This window comes from Mycobacterium sp. RTGN5 (assembly GCF_033804465.1).
Taxonomy (GTDB): domain Bacteria; phylum Actinomycetota; class Actinomycetes; order Mycobacteriales; family Mycobacteriaceae; genus Mycobacterium.
Genome location: NZ_JAPZLA010000005.1, coordinates 313,017 through 329,310, shown reverse-complemented (window position 1 = coordinate 329,310; position 16,294 = coordinate 313,017). Strand labels below are relative to the sequence as shown.

The 16,294-nt window shown below is 66.7% G+C and carries 18 protein-coding genes and 1 tRNA gene; 9 read left to right on the top strand and 10 right to left on the bottom strand.

Annotation, left to right across the window (positions count from 1 at the left end):
- The first annotated feature begins 67 nt into the window (after window positions 1-67).
- From SLQ31_RS23690 to SLQ31_RS23675, 4 genes are read left to right on the top strand one after another with little or no spacing between them, the layout of a single operon-like run.
- Window positions 68-520: a Zn-ribbon domain-containing OB-fold protein gene (locus SLQ31_RS23690; RefSeq protein WP_319436556.1), complete on the top strand. Its 453-nt coding sequence runs from the start codon at window positions 68-70 to the stop codon at window positions 518-520.
- Window positions 517-1,722 carry a lipid-transfer protein gene (locus SLQ31_RS23685; protein ID WP_319436555.1) on the top strand — a complete coding sequence of 402 codons (1,206 nt, stop codon included), beginning with the start codon at window positions 517-519 and terminating at the stop codon, window positions 1,720-1,722. Before SLQ31_RS23690 ends, SLQ31_RS23685 begins: the two co-directional genes overlap by 4 nt.
- 11 nt (window positions 1,723-1,733) lie before the next feature.
- Window positions 1,734-2,507 (top strand): type I methionyl aminopeptidase, encoded by a 774-nt coding sequence (gene map / locus SLQ31_RS23680; RefSeq protein WP_319436554.1) that lies wholly within the window; start codon window positions 1,734-1,736, stop codon window positions 2,505-2,507.
- Window positions 2,507-2,989 carry a hypothetical protein gene (locus tag SLQ31_RS23675; protein ID WP_319436553.1) on the top strand — a complete coding sequence of 161 codons (483 nt, stop codon included), beginning with the start codon at window positions 2,507-2,509 and terminating at the stop codon, window positions 2,987-2,989. The genes map and SLQ31_RS23675 overlap by 1 nt, the downstream gene beginning before the upstream one ends.
- Window positions 2,990-3,004: 15 nt before the next feature.
- On the opposite strand, the gene SLQ31_RS23670 is transcribed toward SLQ31_RS23675, so the two are convergent.
- The 6 genes from SLQ31_RS23670 to SLQ31_RS23645 form a co-directional block, all read right to left on the bottom strand.
- Window positions 3,005-3,742 carry an ABC transporter ATP-binding protein gene (locus SLQ31_RS23670; protein ID WP_319436552.1) on the bottom strand — a complete coding sequence of 246 codons (738 nt, stop codon included), beginning with the start codon at window positions 3,740-3,742 and terminating at the stop codon, window positions 3,005-3,007.
- Window positions 3,729-4,598: an ABC transporter ATP-binding protein gene (locus SLQ31_RS23665; protein WP_319436551.1), complete on the bottom strand. Its 870-nt coding sequence runs from the start codon at window positions 4,596-4,598 to the stop codon at window positions 3,729-3,731. Before SLQ31_RS23665 ends, SLQ31_RS23670 begins: the two co-directional genes overlap by 14 nt.
- Complete coding sequence (locus tag SLQ31_RS23660) at window positions 4,595-5,803, bottom strand: branched-chain amino acid ABC transporter permease (RefSeq protein ID WP_319436550.1); 1,209 nt, start codon at window positions 5,801-5,803, stop codon at window positions 4,595-4,597. Before SLQ31_RS23660 ends, SLQ31_RS23665 begins: the two co-directional genes overlap by 4 nt.
- Window positions 5,800-6,837, bottom strand: coding sequence for a branched-chain amino acid ABC transporter permease (locus SLQ31_RS23655; protein WP_319436549.1), 1,038 nt, complete (start codon window positions 6,835-6,837; stop codon window positions 5,800-5,802). Before SLQ31_RS23655 ends, SLQ31_RS23660 begins: the two co-directional genes overlap by 4 nt.
- A 77-nt stretch (window positions 6,838-6,914) precedes the next feature.
- The gene (locus SLQ31_RS23650) at window positions 6,915-8,132 is read right to left on the bottom strand and encodes a branched-chain amino acid ABC transporter substrate-binding protein (protein ID WP_319436548.1); all 1,218 of its coding nucleotides are present in this window, start codon (window positions 8,130-8,132) and stop codon (window positions 6,915-6,917) included.
- Window positions 8,133-8,318: 186 nt separating this feature from the next.
- Window positions 8,319-8,945, bottom strand: a complete 627-nt coding sequence (locus tag SLQ31_RS23645; protein ID WP_319436547.1) for an ANTAR domain-containing response regulator — start codon at window positions 8,943-8,945, stop codon at window positions 8,319-8,321.
- A gap of 112 nt (window positions 8,946-9,057) precedes the next feature.
- Here SLQ31_RS23645 and SLQ31_RS23640 point away from each other — a divergent pair.
- The 3 genes from SLQ31_RS23640 to SLQ31_RS23630 all read left to right on the top strand — a co-directional run bounded on the left by SLQ31_RS23640 (window position 9,058) and on the right by SLQ31_RS23630 (window position 10,233).
- Window positions 9,058-9,134 (top strand) — tRNA-Leu (locus SLQ31_RS23640).
- Window positions 9,107-9,844 carry a phosphatase PAP2 family protein gene (locus tag SLQ31_RS23635; RefSeq protein ID WP_319436546.1) on the top strand — a complete coding sequence of 246 codons (738 nt, stop codon included), beginning with the start codon at window positions 9,107-9,109 and terminating at the stop codon, window positions 9,842-9,844. Before SLQ31_RS23640 ends, SLQ31_RS23635 begins: the two co-directional genes overlap by 28 nt.
- 38 nt (window positions 9,845-9,882) lie before the next feature.
- The gene (locus SLQ31_RS23630; protein WP_319436545.1) at window positions 9,883-10,233 is read left to right on the top strand and encodes a heme-binding protein; all 351 of its coding nucleotides are present in this window, start codon (window positions 9,883-9,885) and stop codon (window positions 10,231-10,233) included.
- A 37-nt stretch (window positions 10,234-10,270) separates the two neighbouring features.
- On the opposite strand, the gene SLQ31_RS23625 is transcribed toward SLQ31_RS23630, so the two are convergent.
- Entirely contained in the window at window positions 10,271-10,531 is a 261-nt protein-coding gene (locus tag SLQ31_RS23625; RefSeq protein ID WP_319436544.1) for a hypothetical protein, read from the bottom strand.
- 229 nt (window positions 10,532-10,760) lie between these two features.
- Window positions 10,761-11,558, bottom strand: a complete 798-nt coding sequence (locus tag SLQ31_RS23620; protein WP_319436543.1) for a nitrilase-related carbon-nitrogen hydrolase — start codon at window positions 11,556-11,558, stop codon at window positions 10,761-10,763.
- A 46-nt stretch (window positions 11,559-11,604) separates the two neighbouring features.
- Here SLQ31_RS23620 and speB point away from each other — a divergent pair, with 46 nt between their 5' ends.
- Both speB and SLQ31_RS23610 read left to right on the top strand, forming a co-directional pair.
- Window positions 11,605-12,576 carry an agmatinase gene (gene speB, locus SLQ31_RS23615; RefSeq protein WP_319436542.1) on the top strand — a complete coding sequence of 324 codons (972 nt, stop codon included), beginning with the start codon at window positions 11,605-11,607 and terminating at the stop codon, window positions 12,574-12,576.
- 81 nt (window positions 12,577-12,657) lie between these two features.
- On the top strand, window positions 12,658-13,929 hold the full coding sequence (locus SLQ31_RS23610) for an adenylate/guanylate cyclase domain-containing protein (RefSeq protein WP_319436541.1): 1,272 nt from the start codon (window positions 12,658-12,660) through the stop codon (window positions 13,927-13,929).
- Here SLQ31_RS23610 and SLQ31_RS23605 read toward each other — a convergent pair.
- The gene (locus SLQ31_RS23605; RefSeq protein ID WP_319436540.1) at window positions 13,926-14,423 is read right to left on the bottom strand and encodes a DNA starvation/stationary phase protection protein; all 498 of its coding nucleotides are present in this window, start codon (window positions 14,421-14,423) and stop codon (window positions 13,926-13,928) included. The two genes, SLQ31_RS23610 and SLQ31_RS23605, sit on opposite strands and share 4 nt — an antisense overlap.
- Window positions 14,424-14,430: 7 nt before the next feature.
- Entirely contained in the window at window positions 14,431-16,257 is a 1,827-nt protein-coding gene (locus SLQ31_RS23600) for a DUF2339 domain-containing protein (RefSeq protein ID WP_319436539.1), read from the bottom strand.
- Window positions 16,258-16,294 lie beyond the last annotated feature (37 nt).

The following is a 16,294-nucleotide window of genomic DNA, read 5'->3' as shown; positions in this document are numbered from 1 at the left end:
CTTCGCCCGCGCCGCGAAACTGGAACACGTTTCAATTCGCGAGTGTTGATCGCATACGATGGGCCTCGTGCCAGCTTCTCCAGACGCCCCCACCCAACTACCGGCGATCGACGGATGGTGGGACCACGACGACGCCGGTGTGCCGCATCTGATCGGCGGCAAGTGCCCGCAGTGCAGCACCTATGTTTTCCCGCCGCGGGCCAACAACTGCCCCAACCCGGCCTGTACCAGCGATGTGCTCGATGCCGTCGCGCTGTCCCGACGCGGCACGGTGTGGAGCTACACCGAGAACCGGTACAAGCCGCCACCGCCCTACCCCTCGCCCGATGAGTTCGAGCCGTTCGCCGTCGCTGCTGTGCAGCTCGCCGACGAGGGCCTGATCGTGCTGGGCAAGGTGGTCGAGGGCACGCTGGCCGCGGATCTGAAGGTCGGCATGGAGGTCGAGCTGACCACGATGCCGCTCTATACCGACGACGACGGCGTCGAGCGCGTCACCTACGCCTGGGAGATTGCGAAATGAGTGGAACTCCTGACCCGGTCTACATCCTCGGCGCGGGCATGCACCCGTGGGGCAAGTGGGGCCGCGACTTCACCGAATACGGCGTCGTGGCCGCCCGTGCCGCGCTGGCCGAATCCGGCTTGGACTGGCGCCAGATCCAGCTGGTCGCCGGCGCCGACACCATCCGTAACGGCTACCCCGGCTTCGTGGCGGGCGCGACGTTCGCGCAGAAGCTCGGCTGGAACGGCATCCCGGTCACCTCGAGCTACGCGGCCTGCGCCAGCGGCTCCCAGGCCCTGCAGAGTGCGCGAGCGCAGATCCTCGCCGGATTCTGTGACGTCGCCCTGGTCATCGGTGCCGACACCACGCCGAAGGGCTTCTTCGCCCCGGTCGGCGGTGAGCGCCGTGACGATCCGGACTGGCAGCGCTTCCACCTGATCGGCGCCACCAACACGGTGTACTTCGCGCTGCTGGCCCGCCGGCGGATGGACCTCTACGGCGCAACGCTCGAGGACTTCGCCGCGGTGAAGGTCAAGAACGCGCGGCACGGGCTGAACAACCCGAACGCCCGCTACCGCAAGGAGGCCAGCGTCGAGGACGTACTGGCCAGCCCGGTGGTGTCGGATCCGCTTCGGCTGCTGGACATTTGCGCGACCTCCGACGGCGCGGCCGCACTGATCGTGGCCAGCAAGGCGTTCGCCGAGAAGCACCTCGGATCGGTCGAGGGTGTGCCGTCGGTGCGTGCGGTGAGCTTGCAGAGTCCCCAGTACCCGCAGCATCTCCCCGAATTGCCAGATATCGCAACGGATTCCACCGCAGTGGTGCCCGGCCCGGAGCGGGTGTTCAAGGATCAAATCCTGGACGCCGCCTACGCCGAAGCCGGCATCGGCCCCGAGGATCTGTCCCTGGCCGAGGTGTACGACCTGTCCACTGCCCTGGAGCTCGACTGGTACGAGCACCTCGGGCTGTGCGCGAGGGGCGAGGCCGAGCAGCTGCTGCGCAGCGGCGCCACCACGATCGGCGGCCGGATTCCGGTCAATGCCTCCGGTGGTCTGGCGAGCTTCGGCGAGGCCATTCCTGCCCAGGCCATTGCCCAGGTCTGCGAATTGAGCTGGCAGCTCAAGGGTCAGGCCACCGGCCGTCAGGTCGAGGGCGCCAAGGTCGGCGTCACCGCCAACCAGGGTCTGTTCGGCCACGGCTCGTCGGTGGTCGTCGCCAGGTAGATTTGCCCGGCATGATCGAACTCAAGACCGCCAAGGAAATCGACAAGATGGCGGTCACCGGCCACTTCGTGGCGCAGACGCTCGCCGCGCTGACCCAGAGCGCCGAGCCTGGGGTGAACCTGCTGCAGCTCGAGCTCCAGGCCCGGGCGCTGGTCGCCGATCGCGGTGCGACGTCGTGCTACTGGGACTACGCACCCTCGTTCGGCCGCGGACCGTTCCGCAACGTCATCTGCCTATCGGTCAATGATGCGGTGCTACATGGTCTTCCATGGGACTACGTGCTGCGCGACGGTGATCTGCTCAAGATGGACTTCGCGGTCTCGATCGACGGCTGGGTGGCCGATTCGGCTGTCACCGTCGTCGTCGGCGAGAGCACGGACCCGGCGGACACCGCGCTGATCGACTCCACCCGACGGGCCCTGGACGCCGGTATCGCCGCCGCCGTCCCTGGCGGTCACCTCGGTGACATATCCGCGGCCATCGGTGACGTCGCCGCCACCGCCGGATACGCCGTCAACACCGACTTCGGCGGCCACGGCCTCGGCCGCACCATGCACGAGGACCCGCACGTCGCCAACCGCGGCCGGCCCGGGCGCGGGCTGGTGCTTCAGCCGGGCCTGACCCTCGCGCTCGAACCCTGGTGGGGACGCGGATCCAACCGATTGACCGTCGACCCGGACGGTTGGACCCTGCGCTCAGCCGACGGCTCGAACACCGCGCATTCCGAGCACACCATCGCCATCACCGAGCATGGCCCGCGCGTGCTCACGCGGGTGGTCGACTGATGTTGGGATGGGACACTTTTGCCGTCATCGTCGGCGGCGTCGGTGGTGCGCTCGTCGGATTGCTCTTCGTGGCGATCTCCATCCACGCTAAGCAGATCGGGTCCTCGGCAAGCCTGCGCGCCCGCGCCGCCCAGACGTTGGTGGTGTTCGCCACGCTGCTCTTGGTGGCGGTCGTGCTGGCCGTGCCATCGCAACCGAACCGGGTGATTGGCGCCGAGCTCACCGTGCTGGCGGTGGGGGCGGCGATCCTCATGCTCTTCCTCGACCGCAAGGCCGGGGACAGCGCCGCGGACAATGCGCTCGGCCGAACCCTGAAGCGGTTCACCCCCAATGTCACCACGGCATTGGGTATCGCGCTCACGGGCGTGCTCTTGCTGACCGGGGCGCACTGGGCTCCGTACACCCTGCTTCCCACCACGTGCGTCGCGATCATCGGAGGGTTGACCAGCGCCTACCTCTTGCTGACCAAACTCTCGGAGTGAGAGCCCACTCGCCGCTCAGGCCACGCCGAGGTAAGCCGCGCGAATACTGTCGTCGGCCAACAACTCTCGGGCAGGGCCAGTGCGGGTCACCGAACCGGTCTCCAAGATATAGGCGCGGTCGGATCGGCTCAGCGCCTGCTGCGCGTTCTGCTCCACCAGCAGCACCGTGGTGCCCTGCGCGTTGATCTCCGAGATGATCTTGAAGATCTGCGAGATGATCATCGGCGCCAGGCCCATCGACGGCTCGTCGAGCAACAGCACCCGCGGCCGCGCCATCAGCGCCCGCCCGATGGCCAGCATCTGCTGTTCGCCCCCGGACAGCGTGCCGCCGACCTGTGTCCGGCGCTCGGCCAGCCGCGGGAATGTCTCGAAAACCCAGTCCAGCTTTGCGCGACGAGCCGCCTTGGACTCAAACTTGCGTCCGTAGCAACCCATTTCGAGATTTTCCGTGACGGTCATGCCGGGAAACACGCCGCGCCCCTCGGGCGCCTGGATCAGCCCGTCGATGGCGCGCTGATGGGCTTTGACCCGGCTGATGTCGCGGCCCTCGAACCAGATCGATCCCGATGTCAGCGGTCGCAGGCCGGAGATGGCCCGCATCATCGTGGTCTTTCCCGCACCGTTGGATCCCAGCAGCGTCACCAGCTCGCCCTGCCGCACCTGCAACGAAACCCCGTGCAGCGCTTCGATCCTGCCGTAGTGCACCACGGCATCGCGAATCTCGAGAAGCACCTCGGCCTCAGAGCTCGTCATCGGGCACCCCCAGGTAGGCCGCGATGACGGCCGGGTCGTCGCGAATCTCGGCGGGCAGACCGTCGGCGATCTTGCGGCCGAACTCCAGCACCACAATCCGGTCGGTGACCCCCATGACCAGCCGCATGTCATGCTCGATCAGCAGCACCGTGTACCCGTCGTCGCGGATGGCGCGGATCAGCTCGATCAGCGCGGCCTTCTCACTGGGATTGAAGCCCGCGGCCGGCTCGTCCAGACACAACAGTTTCGGCTCGGTGGCCAGCGCGCGGGCGATCTCGAGGCGGCGCTGGTCCCCGTAGGGCAGGTTCTTGGCCTTCTCGTCGCCGCGGTGCGCGATACCGACGAATTGCAATAGTGCGGCGGCCTTTTCGATAGCCGAACGTTCCTCGCGGCGGTGCCGCGGCGTGCGAAGCAGGGCTCCGGGCACCGACGTCTTGTGCCGGGCGTCGGTGCCGACCACCACGTTCTCCAGCGCGGTCATCTCGCCCCACAGCCGGATGTTCTGGAAGGTCCTGGCAATCCCCCGCCGGGTGATCTGATGGCGCTTGATCCGCCCCAGTGGTGCCCCGTCGAACGTCACCGAACCCGAACTGGGCCGGTAGACACCGGTGATCGCGTTGAAGCAGGTGGTCTTGCCTGCGCCGTTGGGCCCGATCAGCCCGAGGATCTCACCGCGCTTGATGTCGAAGCTCACCGAATCCAGGGCGGTCAGGCCGCCGAATTTCACGGTCAGATCTTTGGTCTCCAACAGCGTTTCGCCCTCGGCGACCTCGGTGTCACGGGTGAATACGGCCAGGCTCTCGTCGATCGGGGTGGCCGGGTCGTCCTGGGTGCGGCCGGCTGCGGGTTGAGTCATACGGGCGCCTTGGAATCGTCGGCGTTGCGCAACAGGTAGCGCGCCCGTTTGCCGTAGGTCAGCAGCTGCTGGCGCACCGGGAACAGGCCCTGCGGACGGAAGATCATCAGCACCACCAGCGCAAGGCCGAAGAACAGGTACTTCAGGTCGCCGAGGTTGATGCCAAGGAAGTGCACGCCGAGCAGGCGGTTGGGCAGGTAGACGATGATGAACGCGCCGAAGATGACGCCGAGCTTGTTGCCCTGTCCGCCGAGTACCACCGCACACAGGAACAGCATCGAGTTGATGATGTTGAACGTCGGCGGCGCGACGTACTGCACCTGGCCGGCATAGAGCGCGCCGGACAGCCCCCCGATCGCGGCACCGATGACGAACGCCCAGAGCTTGAACCGGAAGGTGTTGACGCCCATGACTTCCGCGGCGTCTTCGTCTTCCCGGATGGCCACCCAAGCCCGGCCCGCCCGGCTGCGCTCGAGGTTGCCGACCAGCAGCAGGATGCCGACCATGAGGATCAAGCCCAGCCAGAACCACCACGTTCCGTAGTTCGCATGGCCGGACGAGTTACCGCTGGAGAACACCCCTTCGGGCAGGTGCTCGGTCTGCCCGACGCGCGGATAAGCCACCTTGTTGAGGCCGCGGGAGCCGTTGGTGATATCCGAGAGGTTGTCGGCCAAGAGTCGGATGATCTCGCCGAAACCCAGTGTGACGATGGCCAAGTAGTCGCCGCGCAACCGCAGGGTGGGGATGCCCAGGATCAACCCGGCGAGCGCAGTGGCGGCCATGGCGAGCGGCACACACGCCAGCCAGGCCCACTTGTCGCTGAAGGCCCCGCTGGCGGTGAGTTTGTTCCACGGGCTGTCGGGGCTGGTGAGCAGGGCAACGGTGTAGGCGCCGACGGCGTAGAAGCCGACGTAACCCAGGTCGAGCAGGCCGGCCTGGCCGACCACGACATTGAGACCGATCGCGATGATCGCGACCATGGCGAACTGAGCCATGGTGCCGCCGAAGCTGATTCCCGGAGTGTCGAAGAACGGCGGCGGATGCAGCGGCGACAGGGCCAGCAGCGTGAAGCCCAGCACACCGAAGACCCACTTCTGCACTCGGCTCAGGCCCGACCACCACTCACGCAGCCGGTCCCCGGGAGCAAGTACCCTGCCGCCCCACTTCCCCGGCGGTGCCGGTGCCTGATGACGAGCGTCGCTCATGCGCGCGCCTTTCCGAGGCTTTCCCCGAGTATCCCGGTGGGCCGGATCAGCAGCACGAGAACCAGCAGAACGAAGGCGACGACGTCGCGCCACTGGGTGCCGAACACCGCCTGGCCGTAGTTCTCCATGACGCCCAGGATCAGGCCGCCGAGCAGCGCGCCGCGCAGGTTGCCGATCCCGCCGAGTACCGCGGCCGAGAACGCCTTGATGCCCAGCAGGAAGCCGCCGGAGTAGATGATGCCCTGGGGCACCTTCAGGGTGTAGAGCAGCGCTGCCGCACCGGCCAGCAGGCCGCCGATCAAGAACGTGGTCATGATGATTCGCTCCCGGGATACCCCCATCAGCGTCGCGGTAGTCGGGTCCTGGGCCACTGCACGGATTCCGCGACCGAACTTCGTCCGGTTGATCGCGATATCGGTCAGTGCCGCCAGCAGCAGCGCCGCGGCCACCACCACAATGGTGACGTTGGAGACGGCCGCGCCGAACACCTCGAACTGAGTCTTGGGCTGTACCAGGATGATCGGCTGCTGAGCATTACTGCCGCCGTAGCCCTTGATGATCTTGGGCAAGACGAAATGCACGAACTCCTGCAGAACGAACGACATACCGATCGCGGTGATCAGGAAGGTCAACGGGCGCGCGTTTCGCCGCCGCAGCGGCCGATAGGCGACCGCCTCCAAACCCATTGCGGCCGCGCCGGATACCAGCATGGCGAACAACATTGCGATGACGAGGTAGAACACCGTCAGCAGCACGCCCTTGTTGTAGGCATTGCCGCTTGGCGAGAACCCCAGGATCATGTCCAGGCAGAAGTACGCGCCGAACATCCCCAGCATGAAGATCTCGGAATGCGCGAAGTTGATCAACCGCAGCACCCCGAATACCAGGGTGTAGCCGACGGCCACCAACGCGTAGATGGCGCCCCAGGACAGCCCATCGATGGTCAACTGCCAGAAACCATCTCGCAGATTGTCGATATTGAAACCGATATCACTGGCGAGACACGAGATCTGGCCGAGGCACTCGTGGACCATCTAGGGGGCAGCCTCCTTGGTGTCTGAAACGAGAACGCGTCCGGGCCTTGCGGTCCCGGACGCGTCTCGCGAATCAGCTACTGAACCTTGTAGATCCAGATCAGGGTGGTGGTGAGCTCACCCTTGTCGGTCCACTGGTACTTACGGGCAACGCCCTGTCCGTTGTAGTTCTTGACCCAGTCGAGCAGGTCCGGACGGGTGATCTTGCCCGCGTCGATGCCCTTCAGCAGAACGGTACCGAGGTCGTAGCCCTCGGTGCTGTACGTGCCGGGAGCCTGACCGAACTTCTTGGTGTACTCGTCGGCGAAGGTGCCGGTGGCCGGGCCGCAGGGGCAGGACAGGATGGCGTCCTTGGAGGCTTGGCCGGCCGCCTTGACGAACTCCGGATCCTTGGTGCCGTCGGCGCTGACGAACTTGCCGGTGTACCCGCCGTCGCGCAACTGCTGCACGAACGGAGCGGCTTCGGCGTAATAGCCGCTGTAGAACACCGAGTCCGGTGACTGGCCCTTGACCTGGGTCACCGCGGCCGAGAAGTCCTTGTCGCCCTTCTTGACCGAGATGTTGCAGGCGGACACCGCCACCGGGCCGAGGGTCTCCCGGACCGCCTGAGCGAGACCGGTGCCGTAGTCGGTGCTGTCGTCGACGACGCAGATTTTCTTCTGCGACAACGTGTTCTTCAGATAGTTGGCGACAGAGGGACCCTGCACACCGTCGTTGGCCAGGCCGCGGAAGAAGGTCTTCCACCCCTGCTCGGACAGCGTGACGTTGGTGGCCGACGCGGTGGCGGCGACCAGACCGGCTTGATCGAACACCGCGCCGGTGGCCTTGGTCTCGCCCGAGAACGCCGGGCCGACCAAGCCGATAGTGAAGGCGTCGTTGATGATCTGCGGAGCGATCGCCGTGGCCTTCTGCGGGTCACCCTCGGTGTCGAAGGGCTTCAGCTGCACCTGGCAGCCGGGGTTGGCCGCGTTGTGCTTGTCGATAGCCAGCTGCACGCCGTACTTGATGTTGATGCCCAGTGCGGCGTCGGGCCCGTTGAGCGCACCGGCCATCGCGATGGACACCGGCGGGCAGGTGGCCTTGCCGTCACCGGCAGGGTCAGCCGGCGTCACGCCCGTATCGGACTTGACCTCGGCACCGTTCTGGTCGATCTGTACCTGCTCGACGATCTTCAGATCGGCTTGCGAGGAGTTCCCACCATTCGACGGGGACTGCTGGTTGCAGCCGGCGATACCGAACACCGCCAGCAGCGCCGAGCTTGCGGCGATTGCACTGCGTGTCGCGCGTCCGCGCACGTTCCACCTCCGGGTCAGTTGTTTCTCAGCGCCGACATCACAGACCACTGTCCGGCCCGCTCTCGACGCTGCGGTTGAACATAGCCAACCAGTGACCGCAGCGCGTCATCTTGGCCAACGCCTGGCCGTGAGCATATTCCGGATCGCCACAAACGGCGCGGTCAGAGGAAACGCAAAGTTAACGGATCAATTCGACGGCGAGGGGTCGTTCGGCGTGTCGAGGGTCTCCAAAACGACCTCGGCGACCCGCTTCATGGTGGTCCGCCGGTCCATTGCGGCGCGCTGAATCCACTTGAACGCCTCGGGCTCGGTCATGCCCTGGTTGGTTTGCAGAAGGCCCTTGGCCCGCTCGACGAGCTTGCGCGTCTCGAGCCGGTCGGACAGGTTGGCCACTTCACGCTCGAGTTCGGCGATCTCACTGAACCGGCTGACGGCAACCTCGATGGCCGGGATCAGATCGCTGATCGAGAACGGCTTGACCAGGTAGGCCATCGCCCCGGCGTCCCGTGCCTTTTCCACCAGGTCACGCTGGCTGAAGGCGGTCAGCACCACGATCGGAGCGATGCGCTTGCTGGCGATCTCGGCAGCCGCATCGATTCCGTCGCGGCGCGGCATCTTCACGTCCATGATCACCAGGTCGGGGCGCAGTTGCTCGGCCAGCTCGACGGCCTCCTGGCCGTCGCCGGCCTCGCCAACGACGTCATAGCCCTCTTCACGAAGCATCTCGGCCAGATCCATCCGGATCAGCGCCTCGTCTTCGGCGATGACTACCCGGCGGGAGGGACGGTCTTGCGCGTCGGTGGGCCCGGTCATGCAGCCATTGTGGCGTGGCCGGGCGCAAACAGCGAACCGCAGGCGCCCAGACCCACCGGTTGGCAGCTCTGGCCCGGCAATCAACTATGGTGGGACACCGCCACAGCGGCCGGCCCTCGTATCCCAACTGGCAGAGGAAACGGATTCAAAACCCGTGCAGTGTGAGTTCGAATCTCACCGAGGGCACCAGCAACAGCCGAAGCCTCACATCGGGCACAATGCTCGCCATCGGCACCACATTCGCTCGGCCCCGTTTGGCACTGGTCTTGCTCTCCGCGGGCCTATTCGGTGTCCTCGCATTCCTGGCGGTCGAGGTCAACTCTTGGTGGCTGACACTGCTCGACACGTCGGTCTGGAATTGGTTCGACGCTCACCGGTCTCACCGGGGACAGGGCGATTCACTCGGCATCTTCGCCTATATCGGTCAACCCGTTCACGTCGCGGTCGCCGGGCTGGTGAGCGGAACGCTGCTGTCATTGCAGGCGCGATCGGCGATGCGGCTCGTTGTCGTGACCGGAGCAGTCGGCGCGGGCGCGGCGATCGAACAGACGCTCAAGGCGATAGTCGAACGGACGCCGCAGAATTTGTCCCAGTTGCGCAATGGGCCGGTGCTCGACTGGTCAATCGTTGACTACTACGCCCATTCGTTCCCCTCCGGCCATGTCACCGGAAGCGCCACGCTGTTCGGGATGAGCGCGGTATGTCTCGCTGCCGGCCGGAGTCGTGCTGTGCGGACGGCGATTTCAGGCGCGGCGGTGACTGGCGTCGTCGCCGTCTCCTGGCTCGCGTTGTACGTTCGCGCCCACATCTTCACGGATGTCATCGGCGGAATGGTGCTGGGTGGCGCGATCGTGGCCCTGTGCGCAGCCGCGATTGTGTTGCCGAACCGTACAGTGTGAGTGCGAATCTCACCCGAGGCCACCAGGAGCGCAGCGTCATGAGCATCAAACGTTCTGTGCGTCACGCAGCAGCAATCACTCTGGCCGGGGGCGCTCTTCTGGTCGGCCTAGCCGGCCCCGCCGCCGCCGACCCGGCGCCGAACTGCACTAAGGCCGATATGGCCGGCGTCATGTCGGGCGTCGGTTTCTCGATGTCGGGTTATTTGTTCACCCACCCCGACGTCAACAACTTCTTCACCAGCCTGCAGGGGCTGCCCAAAGCGCAGATCCGCGCCAAGGTTCAGGATTACCTTTCCGCCAACCCACAGGTGCGTGACGACATCAACGCGATTCGCCAACCCACCACCGATTTCCGCAGCCGCTGCGACGTCTCGGGGAACGCCGGCTAAGCCGCCCAGCGTTGGCTAGGCGGCTCACCGAATCAGGTCAGCGAACGCAGTTGTTGCCGACGATTTCCTTGCAGATCGCGCCAGGAGGTGCGGGGTTGACCGTCGGTGAGAACGAGTTGGGACCACCCGGCGCCACCGCTTTTTCGGTGGGCGACGGTGCCACGGACGACGACGGAGTGGTGGTCGTCGACGGGCTGTCCTTCGCGTTCGAGCTGCAGGCGGTCAACGCCCCCATCCCGACGATCGCGGCTCCGCCAGCAAAGAGTGCGATCTGGCGGGTAAGGCGACCATAGCTCATAGCGTTTCCTATCTGTGTGTGCCGAATGTCTGGATCATCCTGGTTTGCTGGCTCGGCTGATTTACCAACGGCCTCAGGAGGCTGGACGATCGCTGTATGTAGTTACCTCGCATTTTGCAGAGATCATACGACAAAAGCTCGCAGGATGGGCATTAGCCGTCGAATCTTGGTCCACCTCCGCGGTGAGTCGCCATTCCAACCACTCACCTGGCCATCCAGGCAAACCTTCTCAGTATAAATCGACACGCCGGTCCGAGAGCAGGTCGACGTATTCCGTCAGCGTCTTGTCATGCGTGCGGGACAGATCGACGTCGGCGATCGCGAGCCCAGGCCCCGAACCTGCCTCGGCGACCACCCAGCCGTCCGGATCGATGATGACGCTCCCCTCGGTCCACGGCTGGCCGCGCTCGACGCCGGCGCGATCGCACACCGCGACGACGACCCGGTTCAGCCGGCCGGTGGACATCGCGGTGATCACCTCGCCGGGCCGTTCCCCTTCGGGCCGTGGGAACAGCGGCCAGTTGACCGGCGCGACGATCAGCTCCACGCCGTCGACCGCGACCTGCCTGGTCACCTCGCCGAACTCGAGGTCGTAGCAGACCATCACCGCGATCACCCCGTGCCGCGTCGGCAGTACTGACGGCAGTTCGGCACCGCGGGTGAAGATCAGCTTCTCCCGGTCCCACAGATGCGTCTTGCGGTAGGTGGCGATCACGCCGTCGCGATCCAGCGCCACCGCGCTGTTGTAGAGCAGCCCGTCATCGCCGAGTTCGCAGAACCCGCCGACGACAATGGCCTCGCCGGCAGCCGAACGCCAGGCATCGAATGCGGGATCGGTGGAGCGCAACGCCGCCGAGCGGGCTTCGTCGGCATCGGCGAACATATAGCCGGAGGTCGCCAGTTCGGGCAGCACCACGATGTCGGCACCCTGCCCGACAGCGTCGGCGACGGCGTCCGCGGATAGTTCGAGGTTCGCGGCGACGGCCCCGAAGGTGGGCTCGATCTGTGCGCAGGCGATGCGGGTCACCCTTGCAGGCTAGCCTCGCCGCAACGGCTCGGCAGAGGAGAGAAACATGGCATCTGACAACGGGTTCTTGCCGGGCGACGCCGGCGTCGTCGGACCTGTCGACGCGACCAAATACCCCCGCTACACCGAACCGTCGACGTTCGCGCGGCTGCCGAGGATCTCCGACGTGCCCGGCGCCGACGTCGCGATCGTCGGTGTGCCATTCGACAGCGGGGTGTCCTACCGGCCGGGCGCGCGGTTCGGGCCCTCGCACGTGCGGGCGGCTTCCAAGCTGCTGCGGCCGTTCAACCCGGCGCTCGGTGTCGCGCCGTTCGCCACCCAGCAGGTGGCCGATTGCGGCGACATCGCGGTGAACCCGTTCAACATCGACGAAGCGATCGCGACGATCGACACTGCGATGACCGACCTGCGCAAAGACGGGGCGACCGTGCTGACGATCGGCGGTGATCACACCATCGCGCTGCCGATCCTTCGCTCGGTGGCCCGCGACCACGGCAAGGTGGCCGTCCTGCATTTCGACGCCCACCTCGACACCTGGGACACCTATTTCGGGTCGCCGTACACCCACGGCACCCCGTTCCGGCGAGCCAGTGAGGAAGGGCTGATCGACATGGAGCGCTCGCTGCACATGGGCATCCGCGGCCCGCTGTACAGCAAGACCGACCTGGAGCAGGATTCCGTGTTGGGCTTTCAGGTCATCCGCTCCGACGATTACGAATTCGACGGTGTCGCAAGCATTGTCGAGCGGATGCGCAAACGGCTCGAGGGCGGCCCGGTCTATGTGTCGATCGACATCGACGTCCTCGATCCGGCCCACGCACCCGGCACCGGAACACCCGAGGCCGGCGGGCTGACCTCCCGCGAGTTGCTCAACACCCTGCGCGGGCTGGTAGGCCTCGACATCGTCGGCGCCGACATCGTCGAGGTGGCCCCGGCCTACGACCACGCGGAGATCACCGGCATCGCCGCCGCCCACGTCGGATTCGAACTTCTCTCGGTGCTGGCGGCCAACCGATAGGCTGCGATCGTGGGCAGCCTGCGGAAATGCGCTGGTTCGGTGTCATCGGACGGGCCGAACCAGCGTGCGGACTGTGAGCGCATGCAACGCCGCGCCCCGGCCCGCAACCTGCACTGGGCCGAATCCATCAACCGCCGCCAGCGGGTGCTCAACATCGCGGCAGCCATGGCAGCCGTCGTCACCGCCGTGGTCGGGGTCCTGCAGTTCGTCACCGGCGAGCACTTGGTGGCCATCGGGCTGGTCAACCTGGGCACCGCGGCCATCTTCGCCGCGATTCCGCTGCTGCATCGTTTTGGCGAGATCCTGGCCGCGGTGACGTTCGTCTTCTTCGCCTTCGTGTCGCTGACGATCGTCGGCTGGCAGGTCGGGACGGACTCGGGGATCCAGTTCTACTACCTGGTGTCGGCGTCGCTGGCGGTCCTGGTGCTCGGGATCGAACACGTCGTCTTGGCGTCAACGATCGTCGCGATCGGCGCCGGGCTGACCATCGCGTCGCAGTTCCTGGTGCCCGGCGACACCGGGATCCAGCCGCGCTGGCTGGTCAATGCCGGTTTTGTCATCACCACGGTGTCCGCGTGCGCAATGGTGTTCGCGACGGTCTGGTACGCGATGCGCGAGGTGTCCCGGGCCGAGGCGGCGATGGAGTTCGAATACTTGCGGTCCGAGGCACTGCTGGCCAACATCCTGCCCGCGAGCATCGCTGCCCGGCTGAAGGATCCGGGCCGTGGTGTGATCGCCGACCGCTTCGACGACGCCTCGATCCTGTTCGCGGATATCGCCGGGTTCACCGAGCGGGCCAGCCAGATTCCGCCCGCCGAACTGGTGCGATTCCTCGATCGGCTGTACACCACCTTCGACCGCCTGGTCGACAAGCACGGCCTGGAGAAGATCAAGACCACGGGCGACTCCTACATGGTGGTCAGCGGCGTTCCCCAGCCCAGGGACGACCACGCCGAGGCGCTGGCGAACCTCGCCCTCGACATGGCCAAGGCCGTGCGCGACCTGCGCGACCCCAACGGACAGCCGGTGCCCTTGCGGATGGGCATGGCCGCCGGGCCGGTGGTGGCCGGAGTGGTCGGCGCACGCCGGTTCTTCTACGACGTCTGGGGCGACGCCGTCAACGTCGCCTCCCGGATGGAGAGCACCGACCCCGAGGGGCGCATCCAGGTGCCGCAGGATGTCTACGAGCGGCTCCGGGACCACTTCGTTCTCGAGGAGCGCGGCGATGTCGACGTCAAGGGCAAGGGCATCATGCACACCTGGTATCTGGTGAGCCGTCGACCAGCGCCTGCCCCGGACAGCGGTCGACCCGCCCAGGAAGAGTCTGGGCGGGTCGAAAGTTCAGCGAGTTAAACCTTGCGGTTCTCGGATTTGATCAGCCATGCCAGCTTTTCCAGCCCGTCGATGACCTGATGCAGGATGTCGGCGGTGCTGGGGTCCTCGCCGTCGACGGCATCGTGGACCTCGCGCAGGGTGCCGACGACCGCGTAGGCCGCGGTGGTGATCAGATCGACCACTTCGGTGGTGGTGTGCTCGTAGCCGGGGATCTGCGGGACGGTCGTCGTGGCCGCGACGGTGTCAGAACGCCCGTCGGGCACCGCGTCGAGTGCCCGCATGCGCTCGGCGATCGTGTCGCTTGACTCGCGGGCGAAGTCGACGAGTTCGTCGAGCTGCAAGTGCAGATCGCGGAAGTTCGTCCCGACCACGTTCCAATGCGCCTGCTTACCCTGCAGGTGCAATTCGATGAGATCCACGAGCACCCGCTGCAGGTTGCCGGCAAGCTCGGGAGATGCTTGGAATCCAGTTACGTCCGCGGAGTTTCGTCGTTGTCCGGTCGCTGTCGTCATGGCAGTTTCAACACGGCGCGAGCGGCATTTCCTGCCCGGATTCGCTGTCGGTTTCGTCACGTCTGGCGGCCAGGCTGCGCGCATAACCGGTGCCCATGGCCAGCAGCACCAACCCGACCACGATGAAGGCCACCACCCGGAAGATCCCGTCGAGCGTGCCCAGATCGAACAGGAACAGCTTGGCCATCGCGGCCGAGGTCAGCACCAGCCCGCCGGCGATCGGTGCCGCCCGCAACTCGGGCCGACGGGTCCGCAACGCCGCGGCAAACAGCCCCGCCGCCAACCCGATCCAGCAGATCGTGGCCGCCATGTGGCCGGCCAGGAACCCCTTCTCGGGCCCGCCGATCAGCACGCCGGTAGTCACCGTGAACACCGTGACCGCATAAACCGACACCAGGGCGGCGGCGCCCCAGCCGACGCGGGCCTCATCGGTGGCCACCGCGCGACCGAACCACGCCCACGCCACGGTGCCGACCCAGGCCACCAGCACGGCGCTGCCAACGAGAGCCGACACCGCAGACGCAGCCGTGAGGCGCCAGCCGTCGGCCAGGATATCGGGCGCGTTGTCGAAGAACATGACCGCGCCGGCGAAGCCCAATCCTGTTGCCGCCCAACGGGTGATGAGATCGCGGCGACCGGCGACAGCGACCACGGCGCCCAGCGCCAGCAGAACCGGTGCGGCGACCTCCCCCTCGAAGGCCACCGTGACCGCCACCAGGGCGGCCGCCGCCGAGGCCGCCGACCATACCTGCGCCACCACCCCCGCGACGCCGGGTAGCCGATCGGCGAGCAGCACGATCGCCAGCAGGCACACGGACACGGCGGCGGCCAACAGCGCCGCGAGCCAACGGTCCATCGCAATGCCCGCGGCCAGCACCGGCACCAGACCGCCGACGGTCACGATCGCCATTCCGGCCCGGTTCGCGGTCGACGGAAGCAGCAGCAGGGCACTGACGAGCGCCAGGAGCGCGGCGACGCCGGTGGCCGCACCGAGCAGCCAGGCGTCCACGGCCGACCCGAAGTAGGCGGCCACCAGCGCAACCAGCAGCGGCAGGGTCACCGCCGCCATGCGCGCCGCGTGCATCCACAGCCAATCCCGGCCGATCTGGACCAGCAGCGCCGCCGCCGACAGCGCGATCATGAACCCGATCAGCAGCAGTGTCACTCCGTCGGTGATGACCGGGGCGAGCACCACCAGCGGCACCAGAACAAGAACGGCAAGCTGCTCGGAGCCCCAGCGCCGGGCCAGGCTCAGCCCGCCGCCGCCGACGAGCGCGCCGATCACCAACGCGACCGGCGCAGCCACCCAGTCATAGATCGTCGTGACCGCCATGACATCCATGTAGAGCGCGGCAATACCGGTGGCGCTCAACGCGATCGCGCCGACTCGCCCGCCCGGCCGGGCGTGCAGCCGCATGCCGATCCCGACCAGTACCGCCCCCAGCACGCCACCGGCGGCCACCCGCAGTTCGGGTCGCAGCAGGCCGGCCTGCGCGGCGAGCACCAGCAGCAGCACCACCCCGATCAGGGTGACGCCGACGCCCGCGACGGCCAGCGCCTTGCCGATCCAGCCCCGATCCGGATCCCCCGCTGTAACCGCCGCCGGCCGTGGCGGCGCGTAGGTAGGTGTCGGGATCGGCTGCGGGTAATACTGCTGCGGATACGCCTGTGGCGGCCAATAGGGCATGGGCTGCGGCGGCGCCTGCTGCGGCTGAACCGGAGCAGAACCAAGATCCAGTTGGTTCAGAGTCGCCGAGATCCGGGCCATCTGCGCAGACATTGCGGCGAATTCCTGGGACAACCGGGCCAGCACGGCGCGCTGCGGATCGTTCATGAGTCCATCGTCAGCGCCGGCTGGCGCGGGCGGATGA

Coding starts and splice junctions, on each gene's coding strand:
- SLQ31_RS23685 (WP_319436555.1), top strand. CDS start 517: ATGAGTGGAACTCCTGACCCGGTCTACATCCTCGGCGCGGGCATGCAC.
- map (WP_319436554.1), top strand. CDS start 1,734: ATGATCGAACTCAAGACCGCCAAGGAAATCGACAAGATGGCGGTCACC.
- SLQ31_RS23675 (WP_319436553.1), top strand. CDS start 2,507: ATGTTGGGATGGGACACTTTTGCCGTCATCGTCGGCGGCGTCGGTGGT.
- SLQ31_RS23670 (WP_319436552.1), bottom strand. CDS start 3,742: ATGACGAGCTCTGAGGCCGAGGTGCTTCTCGAGATTCGCGATGCCGTG.
- SLQ31_RS23665 (WP_319436551.1), bottom strand. CDS start 4,598: ATGACTCAACCCGCAGCCGGCCGCACCCAGGACGACCCGGCCACCCCG.
- SLQ31_RS23660 (WP_319436550.1), bottom strand. CDS start 5,803: ATGAGCGACGCTCGTCATCAGGCACCGGCACCGCCGGGGAAGTGGGGC.
- SLQ31_RS23655 (WP_319436549.1), bottom strand. CDS start 6,837: ATGGTCCACGAGTGCCTCGGCCAGATCTCGTGTCTCGCCAGTGATATC.
- SLQ31_RS23645 (WP_319436547.1), bottom strand. CDS start 8,945: ATGACCGGGCCCACCGACGCGCAAGACCGTCCCTCCCGCCGGGTAGTC.
- SLQ31_RS23630 (WP_319436545.1), top strand. CDS start 9,883: ATGAGCATCAAACGTTCTGTGCGTCACGCAGCAGCAATCACTCTGGCC.
- SLQ31_RS23625 (WP_319436544.1), bottom strand. CDS start 10,531: ATGAGCTATGGTCGCCTTACCCGCCAGATCGCACTCTTTGCTGGCGGA.
- speB (WP_319436542.1), top strand. CDS start 11,605: ATGGCATCTGACAACGGGTTCTTGCCGGGCGACGCCGGCGTCGTCGGA.
- SLQ31_RS23610 (WP_319436541.1), top strand. CDS start 12,658: ATGCAACGCCGCGCCCCGGCCCGCAACCTGCACTGGGCCGAATCCATC.
- SLQ31_RS23605 (WP_319436540.1), bottom strand. CDS start 14,423: ATGACGACAGCGACCGGACAACGACGAAACTCCGCGGACGTAACTGGA.
- SLQ31_RS23600 (WP_319436539.1), bottom strand. CDS start 16,257: ATGAACGATCCGCAGCGCGCCGTGCTGGCCCGGTTGTCCCAGGAATTC.